We start from the raw sequence: 14,172 nt of genomic DNA on the forward strand, positions 1-14,172 counted from the left end.
GCACGCGGATGATGCGTCCGAGCTTCGCAGACCGTGGGACATCCTCGGGGCGGCAGCCCTCCGGCTCCGAGGATGCCTTCCCGCGCAGTCGCGCGCAGATCTCGCATTTCTTCCGCGACCTCGACCTGGTCGATCCCGGAGTGGTGGTCAGCCGGCTGTGGCCCGCCCCGGCCGAATCCGCCGCCGAGGAGGTGGGTCACGCCAAGACCGCGGCCGAGATCGACGCCGAGGTCGCTTTCTTCTGCGGAGTGGCGCGCAAGCCCTGAACGGGACGGGGCGATCGGGAGCGCCTGTCGCCGATGCTGCGCCGGGATTAGAATTCGAAGCGGACCGAAATCCGACCGAGGGGAGGTCGTCATGCGAGTCGTGGACTTCGATCATCTGGTGCTGAACGTCTCGGATGTCGAGCGTTCGCTCGAATTCTATTGCAGCACACTCGGTTTGGAGCCCGTTCGAGCCGACGAGTGGCGAGCCGGGCAGGTCCCGTTCCCGTCGGTGCGGGTGACCGATCATACGGTCATCGATCTGCAGCACATGCCGCGCGGCGAGGCGAACGTCGATCACATCTGCCTGGTCGTCGAGCCACTGGACTGGCAGGAGATCATCGACTCCGGCATCTTCACGGTGCTCGAGGGGCCCGTTTCCCGTTGGGGTGCCCGAGGTCAGGCGACGTCGATCTACGTCGCCGACCCGGACGGCAACACCGTCGAATTGCGTTGGTATCCGGAGGATTCCACCGCCTGAGTGCAGATCGTCGTCAGAACCGCGTCGACGGTCTGCTCGGCCAGTCGCGGTGTCAACGGTTGGTGCCCGAACAGCACCCGGTAGTACAGCGGCGCGGCGAGCAGGTCGAGCACGAAGTCCATGTCGAAGTCGGCCCGGATCTCGCCGCGTTCGATCGCCGACCGCAACGCGGCCGCGCTCGATTCCCGTCGCGGGAGGAAGACCCGGCTGCGGAATTCCTCCGACAGTTCCGCGGACGCCGACAGTTCCGCGACGAGCGCGGGCAGCGCCTTGCCCAGCGGCGTACTCGACAGTGCGCGAACCAGCGTTGAAATGCCTTCGAGGAGATCGGATCTCAGATCCCCGGTGTTCGGGGTCGGCGCGACGCCCATCAGTTCGGCCACCGCATCGACGACCAGATGACGTTTCGACGGCCACCGCCGGTACACCGCAGGCCGGTGGACGCCGGCCCGGGACGCCACCGCGCCGATCGTCAACTGTTCGTAGCCCTGTTCGTCGAGCAACTCGACCACGGCGGTACGGATGGCCGCGTCGAGTCGGGTGTCCCTGGTTCGCGCCATCAGAACACCGGCCGGGGGACCAGTACGACTCGCCACCCGTCCGGATCCTCGAACGTCAGCGCTCCGACCCCGGCCCAGTACGGATTTTCCGCCTCCACCGGCTCGTGTCCGGCTGCGGCCAGCCGCTCGACGAGTACGTACATCGCCGCCTCGCCGCGGAAGTACAGCACCAGCAGATTCTCCGCGGTCGGCGCCGGGCACGGGCTGCCGTCGACGTGGCTGGTGAATTCGAGGTGGTAGTCGGTGCCGGGCAGGCCGAGCATCACTCCGTCGTACCCGGCGTGATTCTCGAACCGGTACAGGACGGGCAACCCGATCACGCCGGCATAGAACCCCTCCACCTCGGCCAGTTTGTCGGTGGGCCGTGCCACCCGGACCTGCCCCACGGACAGGCCGCTCGGCCATCCGGCCGTGTCGGTTCCGCTCATATCGAAACGGTACATCATGTACCGATATTCGGTCGACGTCGCCGTGGATCCCGACGATCCGGCCTATGTTGCGTGGCAGGAGCTTTCGGCAGCGGTGAGCATCGACGGATCGACCGCGTCTGCCATGGCCTGATACCCCCGGGGGCCGGGATGCAGATGATCGGCACTGCTGGCGGCGGCCCGCAAGACGGCGGGATCGGCGGGGTCGCGCAGTGCGGCGTCGAAGTCGACCACACCGTCGGCGAGGTGTTGGGTGCGGATCCACGCGTTGATCCGCTGCCGGGTCGCCTCGCTGTTCGGTGCCAGGGCCAGTCCGTCGATGAGGGCGTTCGAGGCGGGGAGCAGTGTGCCCAGCCAGATCTTCACGCCTCGGGCGTGGGCTCGCGCGATGAGCTGCTGATATCCGGCGATCATCTGATCGGCGTCGGGCCGGGGCAGCAGACCGAGATCGTTGATCCCCTCCTGGAGCAGAACTCCGGCGACCCCGGCCTGATCCAGGGCGTCCCGATCGAAACGTTCCAATCCGCTCGGGCCGAGCATGAGTGGTTCACCGCTGCTGAGCACTCGATTGCTGCCGATGCCCGCGTTCACCACGGAGATCGGGATTCCGGCGCGGCCGAGGATGTGTTGCAGACGGTCCGGGTAACGGCCGTCGGTATCGGCGACCGTGCGGTCGGCCGGGACGCTGAGCGGGGTGGAGCCGACGAAGCCGTCGGTGATGGAGTCGCCGAACGCCACGACCGCACGCACCGGACCGGAGGCGGCGACGTCCAGGCCCGAGACGTACAGCCAGGAATCGGTGGTGGCTCCGAACCCCCGCTCGTCGGCCCGCGTGGTCAGATCGCCGCTGCGCGCCGTCGCATAGTAGGAGGTGGCGTTGGCATTCCAGTGCTTGGTCGGCGGACCTGCCGAACCGGGTACGTAGACGCTGACGGCGAGCGGCGTGAATGCGTTGAACCGCAAGGGAACCGGGTCGCTGACCGCGTCGCCGCCGACCGGCACGGTGATCGCGGTCTTCCCGCCGAAACGCACCGGCTGCGGGTCGCGCACCCCGGCTGCGGCGGCGCGAACGCCGACGCTCACCCGTCCGAAGGTCACCGGGGTGAGACCGAACCGGTTGGTCAGATGGATCCGCACCTCGGACCCGCCGAGATGAGGAGTGATGACCATGCGGAAGGTCTGATCGTCGACCGACAGGGGGACCGGACCGCCCGAGGCGTCGACCGGTGTGATCGCATCGGTGGGACTGGCGAGCCAGCTCGCGACGAAATGCCTACCGCAGGAACCGGATTCCGCCACACTCGACGGTGAGGCCACCACCGCACCCGCGATCAGCGCACCCACGGCCGCCACCACTCCCGCGCCACGCGCGCCGCGCCGCCGCGCGCGCCGCTCGCCGCCGACGACGTTGTCGGATCCCACTGTTCACACCTCTCGTCGCAGCCACCCCGAGCGGTCCGATCCGGCAGGACGCGCTGCTCGGAGTCAGGATCGGACGTCGTCGACATCCGATCCGCACCCGGCCGCCCGGCCAAAAATAGACACTTGGTGGTCAAAGTGTCTATTAATGTAGAGGGCGCACCCTCGTTAGTCCAGAGAAGTTCTGGACCGGCTCGAATCAAGGCCTCCCGCAACGGAAATCGGCCTTCGGGTCGATCGGGGATGACGACTGCGGCTCGGTTGTCTGGCGGTCGGCGAACCATGATGAGAGACTGGTAAGTAACTCGTATCAAACTCTCGCCGCATGTGGCACACTCGGTGATGAAAGCCGCTGCCCCGTCGACGAAGCCGGGAAGGACACCGATCATGACCGAGCGTGTGCCCCCGAATCGGGGGCCGGCACGCACACCGCCGCACCGCACCGCGCGCGCGGCGACCGATGCCGCGGACACCCTGTTCCTCACCGACGAGATGTCGGCGTGGCTCTCACCCGCCTACGGTGCGGCGAACGTCGTGATGCAACTGGCCCGCGCCGGAATCGCCTACGGCGTGATGGAGAGCCGGGTCGACAGCGGCAATCTGCACGAACACCCGATCAAACGCGGGCGCACCACCATGACGTACATCGCGGTGGCTGTGGCGGGCAGCGCCCGAGATCGCCGGATCTATCGCGAGGCCGTCGACGCCGTGCACGCGCAGGTCCGCTCGACGTCGCGGAGTCCGGTGTCCTACAACGCTTTCGACCCGGAACTGCAACTCTGGGTCGCCGCGTGCATGTCCGCGGTATTCGCGGACACGCGCCGGTTGCGCGGCGGGCGCACCTATCACGATCCCGAGGCCGTGCACCGGGCCGCGTCGGTATTCGCGACCATGTTGCAGGTGCCGCCGCAGATGTGGCCCGCCGACCGCGAGGCGTTCGACCGGTACTGGAACGAGCAGCTCGATCGGCTCGAATTCGACGATCGGATGCGCGAATTCCTCATCGGCATAGCGCGATTGGACTTCCTGCCCCGTCCGGTCCAGATCCTCCTGGGGGAGTGGGATCTGTTCATGACGCTCGGATATCTGCCGCCGAGGCTGCGCGAGAAGCTGGGTTTCGACTGGACCGCCGCCGAGCAACACCGTTTCGACCGTTGGCAGCGCGGTCTGGCCGTACTGGACCGGCTCACCCCGCGCGCGGTGGTGCGGTTGGGCATGCGCGCCGCGATCTGGGATATGCGCCTGCGGTACGTCACCGGAGCGACCGTCGTATGAACAGTGTCACCAAGGGAAACGAGGTACCGTGACCACCACCGAATCGACGCCGGGCGACGCCGTCCCGTCATCGGAACAGCCTGATGCACAACTCGATCCGCGACACCGCGCGCTGGTCGAGGATGTGCGCTGGTTCCTCGGGTCGCCGCTGGGCGGCGTCTTCGGCGGCCTCGCACTCGATCAGGTCGCCTATCGGCGGATCGCCGCGGCCGTGGACCGCACCGGGCGTTTCGCCGACAATTTCACCGACCGCGGCATTCGCAGTTTCGCGTTCACCGCGTTGATGGCATTCGGCGATCCGACGGACCGGGAGGCATTCCGCGCTGATCTCAAGCGGCTGCACGCGGATGTGAAGGGAACGGGCCGAGGCGAATTCGCCGACGACCGGTACAGTGCGCTCGCACCGGAGCTGTGGATCTGGGTCGCGGTCAGTTCGTTGCACGTGTTCTACCTGGCCTACCTGTACGTGTGCGGGCGTCGGCTCGACGAGCAGGAGAAACAGGTCGTCTACCGGACCATGTGCGCGGAGATGTCGTATCTGGAACTGCCCAGCCGCGCGGGCAAACTGCCCGAGACGGTGCAGGAGATGACCGACTACTACGACCGGGTCGCGGCCACCGAACTGGCCGACAACGAATTCCTGCAGTTCGCCCGCCGCAACTTCATCGCCCCGCCGCCGTCGAAAATCCTGATCCCGCCGGGCCTGCATCCGGTGCTCAGGCCGATCTGGCGGCCGCTGACGAAGCTGGCCGCCCGGCCTACCATCGTCTGCTCCGATACCGTGGCCCATCCGCGGATGCGGGAGCTGTTCGGCGTGCGCACGACCGCCCGGGACCGGCTGGAGTTCGCGGTCTACGTGACGATCCTGCGACTGGCCTGGCGGCTGCTGCCGCGCCGGTTGACCCTGGAACCATTGGCCTACAACCGTTATCGGTACGAGCGGATCCGCCGACGGTATCGCAGCGTGCTGCTGGATTCCTTCGCCGCACCCTGATTCCGCAACATTCCGGAGGGGGAACGGGAACGCTGAACGAGCCGGTCAGCCGGGACGTTTGAGCAGATCCATCTGTTTGTAGACGTCGCCGAGGTGGTCCAGGTGTCTGCGCATCAGGGTCATGGCGGTCATGGAATCGCGCTGTTCCACCGCGGCGAGGATCGCGCGATGGTCGTCGTCCACGCAGGTCCAGAAGTCCTCGGGGGCGGTGTCGCGGCTGAACCGGCTGCCGAGCACCCGGAACACCGGGACGGTCACCAGATCCAGCAGCGGATTGTCCGCCGCGCGCAGCAGCACCCGGTGGAACTCGTGGTTGACCGCATAGGTTTCCGACCCCAGCGATCCCGACGGATCGAACAGCGCCGCATGGAGTTCCTCGATATGGGTGTCGTTGTGCCGGAACGCCGCGGCACCCGCGGCGGGCACGCCCAGCGACTGCGCGACGAGCCGCACAGCTTCCAGGCAGCCGCTAGGGAGCGAATCTCGTTGGGCCTGCGGACGGACCTGCACCTCCGTCGCCCGCCGATCTCGGTCGACCGGAGTGGATGATCTCCGGGGTGTGGAGCTGGAAAATCCAGTGGCACAGCTATTTCCGGTGCCTCGCTGTCCAGCCGGTAGGACTCCGGATCTTCAGGTTGAAGGAATGTTCGCCCAGCGCGCGGCGAGTACATCGCGATGCGGATCGGTCGCCGGAATCCAGACGGGCCCGTCGAGACCTTCGGGTGTGAACTCGGCCGACAGCTGTTCGGCATGTTCGCGCAGAGCTGCGACACTCGGTCGGTGTTCGTCGGCGCGGGTGATCAACGACCAGCACCACAGCGGCGCCGGATCGTGGATCGGCCGTGCCCGCAGGCCCGCGGGCAACGGCGTCGGATGGCGTTTGGGGGAGGCCAGGACCGGTGCGTCGAGCCGCTTGCAGTGCTGATGGAATGCGGCGCCGGTGATACCGCCGTCATCGATGCGCAGGAGGCGGCACCCGATCGACTCGGCGAACTCGATCGCGAACCGGTTCCACGCATCCCAGGACGTCAGATCGGAATCGACCAGTACGGTGAGTTCCCCGGCGGCGACCGATGTCGCGCCGACCCGGGGCGTGACAGCGAAAAGCGGTTCGGCCCACAGCAATCGGTAGTCGAGCCGCTCGTCGCGGTGCGGAGCCCAGGTGACGGCGGCGTCCAGGCCGCCGTCGAGCACTCGTCCGATCTGGACGTGACTGGGCATCACCCACTCGTCCACCCGCGGATCCGAGCCGGGGGAGGCGAGCAGCTTGTCGGGCAGCCAGCTCACATAGCCGAGCCGCAGCGGCCCGGTGGTTCCCGCCAACCGACGCTCGGCCGCGGCAGCCAGTGACAGGATCTCGCGGGCGTCGGACAGCAGCATCGTGCCCGCGGAGGTGAGTTCGACGTGGCGGCGGTCCCGCTCGAACAGTGTCACCCCCAGACTCGCCTCGAGCGCCTTGATCTGCTGGGACAGCGACGGCGCCGCGATGTAGAGCCGCGCGGCGGCCCGGCCGAAGTGCAGTTCCTCGGCGACGGCGACGAAGTAGCGCAGCTGCCGCAGTTCCATCGCCTCAGACTAAACCCGGTGTCAGGCGTGTTCGGCGTGAGCCTGTCGATCATCGGCAGGCGAATGCGGGACCGGTCGACGCTGTGATGACCGGGCACTGCGGCATGCGCTCGGTCCCGCAGACTATTGACCAATTCCGCGCAGCTCGCTATTTTGGAACAAAAGTTAGGTTCCCTAGGGTGGTCCGTCCGGCCTTCTGCTCGGCCGGACCGATGTGCGCGTTCGCGTGCGACCCGACTCGACCGGTACCCCGAGATCGAATCCATTGCCCGCCAGGGCGGTCGATGCCACCCGCGCGGTGTGGAAAGGCGGAGAACATGTATGAATTGGTCGAAGCGGACCCGTATTACGACCCATACGATTTCGCGATCGATGACGATCCGTATCCGGTGTGGCAGCGATTGCGTGCGGAAGCGCCGCTGTATCGTAACGACAAATACGGGTTCTACGCGTTGAGCCGATATGCGGATGTCGCCGAGGGCCTGCATGATTGGCGGACATTTCGATCGGGGCGCGGTACCGTGCTGGACATCATTTCCAGCGGGGTGCAGCTTCCGCCGGGGCTCATACTGTTCGAGGATCCGCCCTCGCACGATATCCACCGCAGGATTCTGGCGCGTGTGTTCACGCCGCGCCGGATCGCGGCCGTCGAGCCCATTGCCAGGCAGTTCGCGGTCGCGGCGCTGGACCGGCTGGGCGACGCGCACCGGTTCGATTTCATCGCCGATCTGGGCGCCGCGATGCCCATGCAGACCATCGGCGCGTTGCTCGGAATTCCCCAGCATGACCAGTCGACGATTCGTGACACCACCGACAGCATCATTTCGCTGGAATCCGGCGAACCGGGGGAGGGAATGAAAGTCGAACCGCCGAATCTCGAGCTCATCGCCGAATATGTCGACTGGCGTGCGCGCAATCCCTCCGACGATCTGATGACCGATTTGATCAATGCCCGGGTCGAGGACGCGGACGGTACGGAAAGGCCGCTCACCCGTACGGAGATATTGACCTATGTCAGCATGATCTTCGGTGCGGGGAGTGAAACCACCACGCGGCTGATCGGATTCATCGGGCAATTGCTCTCCGAGCATCCCGATCAGCGACGCCAGCTCGTCGTGGACCCCTCGCTCATCCCCGGCGCCATCGAGGAGGTGCTGCGTTTCGAACCGCCCTCGCCGGTGCAGGGCCGCTATGTCGCGAGTGCGACCGAGTACTACGGCCACACGGTCCCCGAGGGGTCGGTGATGCTGCTGCTCAACGCCTCGGCCAACCGTGACGAACGGCGGTACGCGGACCCCGATCGCTTCGACATCCACAGGCAGGGAAGCCATTTGAGTTTCGGGTTCGGACTGCATTTCTGCCTCGGCGCCGCGCTGGCCCGGATGGAGGCGCGCGTCGCGCTGGAGGAGGTCCTGCTCCGCTGGCCGGACTGGGAGGTCGACTACGCGGGCGCGGTCCGGGCACACACCGCCAGTGTCCGCGGCTGGGCGAAATTGCCGGTCGTGACACGGTGAGCGACGAGGGGCCCGTCCGCGGGCCCCTCGTATCATCCTGTCCGGCAACACGTTCGGAGCGTGCGATCACCGAGGCTGATTCGGGACGCCCGGAAACAGTTGCCCCGCAGGCCCTGCGGTCACCTGCCCCTGCATCTTCGTCACCAGATGGGGTGCGAAGACAGCGCCGTAGAGCGCGGTGCCCAGAACCACGATCCCGACTACGGACAGCACCGAGGACCGGACACGGTTCGCCGACAGCCGGTCGGCCAGCACATCGATGACAGTGCGTCCCTCCGCATCGGTCCGGCCCAGCACATACGTGAAAACCATCATCTGCACACCCATCGCGAGGGCGTCGTAGAGCGGGTACTGATGTTTGGTCCCCTCCCACAGCGCCAGCCCGTGGATCACGCGGCCGTAGTAGAACACCCCGAGTCGCGCGCCCAGGATCGCGTTGAACAGGAACGCCCAGACGAAACCGACCACCAGGCCGACGACGAGCAGGGTTTGCGGTCGGCGCCAACCGAATCGGGCGATCAGCCACCGTCCGAGCGCCGTGCCGAGCACCGCGGGCAGCACGAAATAGGCGATGTAACCCGGCGGCACCGCGGCGGGCAGTCCGCCCCAGGTCATGTTCAGCGGCCACCACGACGGCATGCGCGGTATCGCGGGCGGGAACTGCGCGTAGACGGCCCAGTCGTAGGGCGCCTCGATCCAGGAGAACGACATCGCCGAAACGCACAGCAGCAGTAGGGGATGCAGCCGACGACGGCGACAGGACAGGTACACCCCGGCGGCCAGGAATGCCAGCCCGCCGACGTAGGCGAAACCGATGGCGGCCTTCAGTAGCGGTGTCGAGGTCAGCGTCATCGATCACGCTCCTGGTCGCGGCGGGCTTCCGGGTCGAACCGGTACACCACGCCGAAGATGACGACGACGAGCCCGAACAACGTGCCCAGCATGATGCCTGCGCCCATGTCCGCACCCCCTTCGAAACGAGCTCCGGAGAGCTTTGGATAGCAGCCACTATCCTAAATGAGGACAGTGGGCACTGTCCTATAATTTCGCCAACCGTCCAGAGCTGTTTCCAGGAGCGAACGATCGTGCCCCACAAGCCTTCCGGTCGTAGCGGCCCGGCCGATCCGCCCACCCGCCGGCCCCGCGGCGAGCCGCGCCGACTGCTGCTCGACGCCGCTCGCACCCTGTTCGCGCGGCAGGACTACCGCAGCACTACGACTCGGGAGATCGCCGAGGCGGCCGGTGTGAGCGAACATCTGCTGTTCCGCAACTTCGGTTCGAAGGCGGCCCTGTTCCGCGAGGCCGTGGTGCTTCCGTTCACCGGCTTCGTGGACGAGTTCGGCCGCACATGGCGAGCGGTCGTGCCCGACGAGACCGACGAGCAGGATCTGGCCCGGCAGTTCGCCGGACAGCTCTACGACCTGTTCGTCGAGAACAGAGGTTTGGTCATCACGCTGCTGGCGGCCGAGGCTCTCGCTCCGGAGGAAATCGAGGACACCGGCATCGCCGACATCAGGCGCGCGCTCGACGCGCTCGGTCGGATCAGCGCCGAGGGTATGCACCTGCGGGGCGTGCGGTCGGATCATCCGGCCCTGGCGGCGCATTCGACGGTCGCGATGATCGCCGGGATGGCCGCCCTGCGCTCGACCTACTTCGGCGCCGAGCAGCCGCCCCGAGCGGCGATCGTCGAGGAACTCACCCAGGCGATCCTGTACGGCTTCCTGCATCGACGCGGCTGACCGGAGAGGTCGGTTGCCGGGCGCGGCGGTCCGCGCTAATTTGTAAACAGTACTGTTCTGTTTATAAATTAGTCGAGAAGGGAGCCGGTCATGGAGGTGCTGATCGTCGGTGCGGGGCCGACCGGATTGACCGCGGCCTGTGGATTGCTCGAGCGCGGGGTCGCGGTGCGGGTGGTGGACAGTGCGCCGGGGCCGGCGACCACCTCGCGCGCGCTGGGTCTGCAGCCGCGCGGGGCGGAGGTGCTGCAGCGTCTCGGCGCGCTCGGTGATCTACCGCAGCGCGCGGCCGACGTGCGCGGAGCGGGGATTCACGTGAACGGCCGGAAGATCGTCGACGTGGGCGCGGCGTTCGACGCCGCCGGACCACGGCTGCTGTGGATCCCGCAGACGGAGATCGAGGCGCAGTTGCGCGAGCGGTTGGCCGCACTCGGTGGCCGGGTCGAGTGGAACCGCCCGTTGCGCGGCCTGGTGCAGGACTCCGACGGGGCGGAGGTGGATCTCGGCGGCGAACAGGTGCGTGCGCAGTGGGTGATCGGCTGCGACGGCGCGCACAGTCAGGTGCGCAAGAGTGCCGGGATCGGATTTCCGGGATCGCAGTTGACCGAGCGGTTCCTGCTCGCCGATGTCCATGCCGAACTGCCCGGCCGGGCTCGGGTCATGGGGATATTCCTCGGCGCGGCCGGCCAGTTCGTGGTGATGCCGCTACCGCATCCGGACGGTGACCTGTGGCGGTTGATGGCCCCCGTCTCCGGCGATCACGCCGACGATCCGGACGAGGCCGAGATCCTGAAGTTGCTGTGCCGCTTCGCTTCCGAGCGCGCGGGGATCCCGGATCTGCGTATCGACCGCGCGGTGTGGACCTCGGTGTTCCGCTTCAACCGCCGACTGGCCGATACGTATCGCCGCGGCCGGGTGCTGCTGGCCGGGGATGCCGCGCACATCCACTCACCGCTCGGCGGCCAGGGTTTGAACACCGGTATCGGGGACGCCGAGAATCTGGCATTCAAGCTGGCCTTGGTGATCAGCGGGCGAGCCGGAGTCGATCTGCTGGACACCTACGCCGCCGAACGACGGCCGATCGCGGAATCGGTGCTGTCCGCGACCAGCGTCGGCACCAGAATCGGTTTCGCCGAAACAGCCACGGGCCGAAGGCTGTTCGCCGTGCTGTCGCCGCTGCTGCGCATCCCCGCGATACAGCGTCGGCTCACGGGCGCGGCATCCCAGCTGGGGATCAGCTATCGCAACGGGCCGTTGGCCGCTCCGGCGGCCCGGCGTGCGCGGGGCGGCCCGCAACCGGGCGATCGCGTGCCGAACATCCTCACCCGCGACGCCGAGGGGTATGACGCACCGCTGCACAGCCAACTCGGCGCCGGCTGGGCGGTACTGGCGAGCGGCGACGCTGCCGAACACCTCCGTCAGGCAGCGAAACGACTTGGCGCGGAACAGGTCCGGACGTTGAGGCCGATCACCGGAATGCTACGCGAGGTCTGCCTCGTCCGCCCCGACGCCCATCTCGCCTGGCGGGGCACCAGCGCGGCGGAGTTGGGCCGCTGGTTGGATACGGCACTGTGCCACAACGAACGGAGGCCGGTGTGAGCGAGATGATGCGCAGGGGCGTCGTATGAGCGAGGAGACATCCGCCGCCTCGCGCGGACGTCCCCGCGATCCGCGCGCGGACGAGGCGATCCTGCGTGCGGCCCTGGAACTGTTCATCGAACACGGTGCGGACGCCACCAGCATCGACCAGGTCGCCAAACGCGCCGGTGTGGCCCGGCTGACCCTGTACCGGCGCTGGCCGAACAAGGAGGCGCTGCTCATCGCGGCGCTGGACCGAGCGCGCGATATCGACGACCTCGCGCTCTACCGGCAACTGCTGGACACCGACACCGAACCCGCCGAACACGAATTACGCAGTGCGGTAACGACACTGCTCGAGACGTTCACCGAGATGGTCACCCGCACCGACATGCGCCGCCTGATCGCCCGGCTGATCGGCACCGCCTCCAGCCACCCCGAACTGCTGCGCACATTCTGGGATACCTACCTGCGGCCCCGTCGCGAACTCACGCACGCGGCCCTGCGTCGCGCGATCGAACTCGGTGGCCTGCCGCCCGGCACCGACCCCGAACTACTGCTGGACACCGTGGTCGGCACGGCCCTGTTCCCGAGCCTGCTGTACCCCGACCCGCCGAGCGAGGAATCCGTGCGCGAGCGGGTGAACGCGGTACTCCGCCAACTCGGCATCGAGCCTCCGGCATGAGTATCCGGAGTGCCGGAGACCGATGTATCCCGGCCGGGGAATCGGCTGACTGATCACAGAGGCGCCAGTCCGAGTCGGCTCCTGGCTTCGGCGTAGAGATCCGTCGGCAGCGGTCCGCGAGCGGCGATCGCGATGTTGTCGCGCAGGTGCTCGAGATTGCCGGTTCCGACGATGGTGCTGGCCACGTCGGGATGACTGATGGTGAAGCGCAGGACGAATTCGTGGCGGCTCATACCGTCGAGCAGCTCATCGAAACGAGCTGTCTCCCAACGATCCTGGGCCGAGGGGCCGGACGAGCTCAACGGTTCGACCGTGAAGTTCCGCTCCGCCGACGCCGTACCGCGCGCGGTGCCGCCGCGAATGATCACACCGGCCTCGGCCCGCGCCGCGCGCGTGATCAACGCATCGTGGTCGGGTTGCAGCGCCGAATAGGGGATCTGGAACTCGTCGAACACGTCCATCTCGATGTGCTCGGGCAGGTGGGGCAGTGTGCCGGACATGCCGATGAAGCGCACCTTGCCCTCGTCCCGCAGTGACTGCAGGGTTTCGATGGTTTCCGCGGCCGCCATCTCGCCGCGCGAGGGCGACAGATGCACCTGAACCAGATCCAGGCGATCGGTGCGCAACCGTGTCAGGCTCTGTTCGACGCCCGCCCGGACATTCGCGGCGCTGAAGTCGTGTGTGTCGGGCATGGGTAGTACGCCGGGCGGCAGGGACAACGCGCAACCGCATTTGGATGCGAGGAAGTACTCGTCTCGACGCGAACCGAGGTGGCGGCCGATCAGTTCCTCGCTGTGGCCGTAGTCGATCGATGTGTCGACGAGGTTGACGCCGAGGTCGAGCAGTTCGTTCAGCAGCCGCCCGGCGTCCTCGTCGGAAAGCGTTGGGCCGCTCATGTATTCGGGCCCGCGTAACTCCATGGCGCCATAGCCCAGGATGGACACCTCGGCCCCGGTCCGGCCGAGCACTCTGCTGGGAAGAGTCATTGTTCGTTCCTTTCGATCCGACTGCACCATTACGGTACTGAGCAGTTTCGGAACTGACAAGTACTATTCTGAGCGAGAGTTCGGAGGTGCGCAGTGTCGGAGCGACAAGGCCAGGGTGGCCGGAAACGCGATGCGTCGCGTGACGGGGTCATCCTGGAGGCGACGTTGGATGTGCTGGCCGAGACCGGTTACGAGCGAATGACCACAGATATGGTGGCCGCCCGCGCCGGCGCCAGCAAAGCGACGATCTACCGGCGGTGGCCGTCGAAGGCCGACCTCGTCGTCGATGCGGTGGAGAGCCTGCGTGCCGAACCCGCCACCGTCGCGGCCGACACCGGAACTCTCGTCGGGGATCTGGACTCGCTCCTGGACGCGTCCGGCAATCCTTCCGCATCGAGAAAGTCCAAGGTCATGATGGGTCTGCTGTCGCTGATGCCGCACGACGCAGACCTGTCGGGCGCGGTCCAACGCCGCATCGTGGGCCCCCGCACCGAAGCGATCCGAACCGCCGTCGAACGAGAGCAGGCGCGCGGCGGAATCCGCCCGGACCGCGACCCCGGCCTCCTCGCCTCGGTGGTCGCGGCCATGCTCGCCTACCGCTCGATCGTCACCGGCGAGCCCGTCGACCACCAGTTCCTGACAACCCTCGTGGACGGCGTGCTCATCGATCGGTAATCAGTAGCTTCC

General features: G+C 67.2%; 16 protein-coding genes. 9 read left to right on the plus strand and 7 right to left on the minus strand.

Annotated features, from left to right (window positions below; all coding sequences use genetic code 11):
* Window positions 1-8 precede the first annotated feature (8 nt).
* A complete protein-coding gene (locus K7711_RS36030; protein ID WP_222975380.1) occupies window positions 9-266 on the plus strand; it encodes an SAM-dependent methyltransferase in 258 nt (85 codons plus the stop codon).
* A gap of 91 nt (window positions 267-357) precedes the next feature.
* The gene (locus K7711_RS36035) at window positions 358-744 is read left to right on the plus strand and encodes a VOC family protein (RefSeq protein WP_222975382.1); all 387 of its coding nucleotides are present in this window, start codon (window positions 358-360) and stop codon (window positions 742-744) included.
* On the opposite strand, the gene K7711_RS36040 is transcribed toward K7711_RS36035, so the two are convergent.
* The 3 genes from K7711_RS36040 to K7711_RS36050 all read right to left on the minus strand — a co-directional run bounded on the left by K7711_RS36040 (window position 678) and on the right by K7711_RS36050 (window position 3,154).
* On the minus strand, window positions 678-1,304 hold the full coding sequence (locus K7711_RS36040) for a TetR/AcrR family transcriptional regulator (protein ID WP_222975384.1): 627 nt from the start codon (window positions 1,302-1,304) through the stop codon (window positions 678-680). The two genes, K7711_RS36035 and K7711_RS36040, sit on opposite strands and share 67 nt — an antisense overlap.
* The gene (locus tag K7711_RS36045; protein ID WP_222975386.1) at window positions 1,304-1,732 is read right to left on the minus strand and encodes a VOC family protein; all 429 of its coding nucleotides are present in this window, start codon (window positions 1,730-1,732) and stop codon (window positions 1,304-1,306) included. Before K7711_RS36045 ends, K7711_RS36040 begins: the two co-directional genes overlap by 1 nt.
* Window positions 1,733-1,795: 63 nt before the next feature.
* On the minus strand, window positions 1,796-3,154 hold the full coding sequence (locus K7711_RS36050; protein ID WP_308015108.1) for an SGNH/GDSL hydrolase family protein: 1,359 nt from the start codon (window positions 3,152-3,154) through the stop codon (window positions 1,796-1,798).
* Window positions 3,155-3,538: 384 nt separating this feature from the next.
* On the opposite strand from K7711_RS36050, the gene K7711_RS36055 reads away from it, so the two are divergent.
* The gene (locus tag K7711_RS36055) at window positions 3,539-4,426 is read left to right on the plus strand and encodes an oxygenase MpaB family protein (protein ID WP_222975388.1); all 888 of its coding nucleotides are present in this window, start codon (window positions 3,539-3,541) and stop codon (window positions 4,424-4,426) included.
* A gap of 28 nt (window positions 4,427-4,454) precedes the next feature.
* The gene (locus K7711_RS36060) at window positions 4,455-5,420 is read left to right on the plus strand and encodes an oxygenase MpaB family protein (protein ID WP_308015109.1); all 966 of its coding nucleotides are present in this window, start codon (window positions 4,455-4,457) and stop codon (window positions 5,418-5,420) included.
* 45 nt (window positions 5,421-5,465) lie between these two features.
* On the opposite strand, the gene K7711_RS36065 is transcribed toward K7711_RS36060, so the two are convergent.
* A complete protein-coding gene (locus K7711_RS36065) occupies window positions 5,466-5,930 on the minus strand; it encodes a FadR/GntR family transcriptional regulator (RefSeq protein WP_308015110.1) in 465 nt (154 codons plus the stop codon).
* A gap of 120 nt (window positions 5,931-6,050) precedes the next feature.
* Window positions 6,051-6,986, minus strand: coding sequence for a LysR family transcriptional regulator (locus K7711_RS36070; RefSeq protein ID WP_222975390.1), 936 nt, complete (start codon window positions 6,984-6,986; stop codon window positions 6,051-6,053).
* Window positions 6,987-7,303: 317 nt separating this feature from the next.
* Between K7711_RS36070 and K7711_RS36075 the strand changes: the two genes are divergently transcribed.
* A complete protein-coding gene (locus K7711_RS36075) occupies window positions 7,304-8,500 on the plus strand; it encodes a cytochrome P450 (RefSeq protein ID WP_222975563.1) in 1,197 nt (398 codons plus the stop codon).
* 66 nt (window positions 8,501-8,566) lie between these two features.
* On the opposite strand, the gene K7711_RS36080 is transcribed toward K7711_RS36075, so the two are convergent.
* Window positions 8,567-9,352 (minus strand): spirocyclase AveC family protein, encoded by a 786-nt coding sequence (locus K7711_RS36080; RefSeq protein WP_222975392.1) that lies wholly within the window; start codon window positions 9,350-9,352, stop codon window positions 8,567-8,569.
* Between the two features lie 233 nt (window positions 9,353-9,585).
* Here K7711_RS36080 and K7711_RS36085 point away from each other — a divergent pair, with 233 nt between their 5' ends.
* The 3 genes from K7711_RS36085 to K7711_RS36095 all read left to right on the plus strand — a co-directional run bounded on the left by K7711_RS36085 (window position 9,586) and on the right by K7711_RS36095 (window position 12,499).
* Window positions 9,586-10,239 carry a TetR/AcrR family transcriptional regulator gene (locus K7711_RS36085; RefSeq protein WP_222975394.1) on the plus strand — a complete coding sequence of 218 codons (654 nt, stop codon included), beginning with the start codon at window positions 9,586-9,588 and terminating at the stop codon, window positions 10,237-10,239.
* A 90-nt stretch (window positions 10,240-10,329) separates the two neighbouring features.
* Window positions 10,330-11,835 carry an FAD-dependent monooxygenase gene (locus tag K7711_RS36090; RefSeq protein ID WP_222975396.1) on the plus strand — a complete coding sequence of 502 codons (1,506 nt, stop codon included), beginning with the start codon at window positions 10,330-10,332 and terminating at the stop codon, window positions 11,833-11,835.
* 25 nt (window positions 11,836-11,860) lie between these two features.
* Complete coding sequence (locus tag K7711_RS36095) at window positions 11,861-12,499, plus strand: TetR/AcrR family transcriptional regulator (RefSeq protein ID WP_222975398.1); 639 nt, start codon at window positions 11,861-11,863, stop codon at window positions 12,497-12,499.
* A 53-nt stretch (window positions 12,500-12,552) separates the two neighbouring features.
* Here the strand turns inward: K7711_RS36095 and K7711_RS36100 are convergent, their stop codons facing one another.
* On the minus strand, window positions 12,553-13,485 hold the full coding sequence (locus tag K7711_RS36100; protein ID WP_235748297.1) for an aldo/keto reductase: 933 nt from the start codon (window positions 13,483-13,485) through the stop codon (window positions 12,553-12,555).
* 93 nt (window positions 13,486-13,578) lie between these two features.
* On the opposite strand from K7711_RS36100, the gene K7711_RS36105 reads away from it, so the two are divergent.
* The gene (locus K7711_RS36105) at window positions 13,579-14,160 is read left to right on the plus strand and encodes a TetR/AcrR family transcriptional regulator (protein WP_222975402.1); all 582 of its coding nucleotides are present in this window, start codon (window positions 13,579-13,581) and stop codon (window positions 14,158-14,160) included.
* Window positions 14,161-14,172: the final 12 nt, after the last annotated feature.

It is taken from the genome of Nocardia coffeae, assembly GCF_019890715.1.
GTDB classification, from domain to species: Bacteria; Actinomycetota; Actinomycetes; order Mycobacteriales; family Mycobacteriaceae; genus Nocardia; species Nocardia jiangxiensis.